Raw genomic sequence first — 2,066 nt, forward strand, 5'->3', positions numbered from 1 at the left:
AATTCAACTAAATCTGCATTAACAGGAACAGCAAGAAAGCATGTTGTAAAACTGAATACACTTAGTTTTAAAAACTTATATTTCATTCCATATCCTGTTGCTTCTGTGATTGGTTATTGCCGGTCTATGTTATCCCGAGTTTTGGAGGCTGAGTTTTAATTTTTACTATATTTTTTAAAGTTTTAGTCGTGTTGTACTGTCAGTTTTAAGCCTAAAGCATTCACTACACGATTAATCGTATCAAAACGTGGTGCTGAATCCTGACGTAGGGCTTTGTAAAGTGCTTCACGTCCAATCCCTGCTTCTTTAGCGATTTGAGTCATGCCACGAGCTTTAGCAATTACGCCAAGAGCATGAGCTAATTCAGCTGGATCATTTTCCTCAAGAACCATGTTGAGATACATCACAATGTCTTCTTCAGTTTTGAGTGACTCAGCCATATCAAAACTTGGTAAATCAGCGACTTTAACCATTTTAATCCTCCAATGTTTTCGATAATTTGACTGCACGATCGATGTCTTGTTGTTGAGTCGATTTATCTCCTCCACCAAGCATTACAATCACTACATCACCATGTTGGATGTAATACATTCTCCATCCAGCACCGAAGAATTCTCTCATTTCCCAAACGCCATCTTGGAGAGGTTTAATATCTCCCCAATTTCCACGTTGAACCTTATCTAATCTACGATTTAGGCGAATACGGGTCATATTGTCTTTAATGCCATCCAACCATTCATCAAATTCTGGCAGACGTTTAATTTCAATCATGAGGATTCCTTATCTTCTCACTATATTGTATTCGATCGAATACAATATGCAAGTAATCTATACGAACATCCATTAATTTCGTATAACAGCCATTATGTTAAATAGGAACCTTAGAACAATAGAAAATTATAATTTCATTGCCATAAGGAAGAATATACTTACAATCCTACGTTCGTTTGTAAAGCAATTTGCTGTGAAGCTAATTCAAGTGCTTTAGATTTCCCTAATGGTTTAATATCAGTGCCTTCAGCATATATAAAATCTACCTTATCAATACCAATTAATCCTAATACTGCTATTAAATATGCTGTAACAGCATCTGTTGGAAGATCTTGATGAAAACCACCACGTGAACTAAAGATAATTGATTTAACACCTTTAATTAATCCTACGGGTGCGGTTTCTGTATATTGAAAAGTTACTCGTGCTCGTGCAATTAAGTCGAACCAGTTTTTTAATTGGGTTGGTACATTTAAGTTATACATTGGTGCTGCAATCAATAATAGATCACAATCTTTCAGCTCTTGAATAAATTGATCAGAGAGAGCTACTGCTGCTTTTACCTCAGGTTTTTCATTCGCCTCTCCACGTAAGGCATTAAATATCTCTAAGTTTAATACTGGTAAGTTCATAGCTCCTAGATCATGTTCAATTATTTGGTCAACATAACCACTTTGCTTACGTCTATATAAATATTTATTAATGAGCTGATTACTTAGAGATTTTTCCTGCATAAAACTAGATTTGATAACTAAAATTCTGTTCATAGTAAGGTTCCTAATATGAATTTTAATTAGATTATCATTGATAAATTGGATACAAAAGTGATAATAAATCAACTCATTGATTCCCAATTGGAACTAATATGCGTGTTAATGATCTGAAAAGTTTGATGGCATTTATTAGTGTTGTTGAACAAGGAAGTTTTACTAAAGCATCAGAAAAATTACATCTGACTCGTTCCGCTGTCAGTAAGATGATTTCAAAGCTTGAGGTACAGCTCGGAGTAGTACTTTTTAACAGAGATACACGTCATTTAGCTCTCACAGAAGAAGGTAGTATTTTCTATGAACATAGCCAGCGGGCTGTACAAGAATTATTAATAGCTGAGACATTATTTGAAAGTAATAATCAAAATATTCAGGGAATGATACGTATCTCTATGCCTGTATTATTTGGACAAAAGTTCATTGTTCCGATATTAAGAGACTTAGCAGATGAACATCAAAATTTGAATATGGTTCTTTCTTTTAATGATCGTTATATTGATTTAATTGAAGATAATTATGACCTAG

General features: G+C 34.1%; 4 protein-coding genes. 1 reads left to right on the forward strand and 3 read right to left on the reverse strand.

The features are described from left to right. Positions 1–182: 182 nt before the first annotated feature. From FTV32_RS16710 to FTV32_RS16720, 3 genes are all read right to left on the reverse strand, one after another. Positions 183–473 (reverse strand): addiction module antidote protein, encoded by a 291-nt coding sequence (locus FTV32_RS16710; protein WP_180029134.1) that lies wholly within the window; start codon positions 471–473, stop codon positions 183–185. Between the two features lies 1 nt (position 474). After that, positions 475–771: a type II toxin-antitoxin system RelE/ParE family toxin gene (locus FTV32_RS16715; protein ID WP_005175534.1), complete on the reverse strand. Its 297-nt coding sequence runs from the start codon at positions 769–771 to the stop codon at positions 475–477. A gap of 158 nt (positions 772–929) precedes the next feature. Continuing rightward, positions 930–1,538, reverse strand: a complete 609-nt coding sequence (locus FTV32_RS16720) for an FMN-dependent NADH-azoreductase (protein ID WP_078194113.1) — start codon at positions 1,536–1,538, stop codon at positions 930–932. Positions 1,539–1,636: 98 nt separating this feature from the next. Here FTV32_RS16720 and FTV32_RS16725 point away from each other — a divergent pair. Continuing rightward, positions 1,637–2,066 (forward strand): LysR family transcriptional regulator (locus FTV32_RS16725; RefSeq protein WP_180029135.1); only part of this gene is annotated, 430 nt, incomplete at its 3' end.

The sequence above is a fragment of the Acinetobacter sp. YH16032 genome (assembly GCF_013417345.1).
Classification (GTDB): domain Bacteria; phylum Pseudomonadota; class Gammaproteobacteria; order Pseudomonadales; family Moraxellaceae; genus Acinetobacter.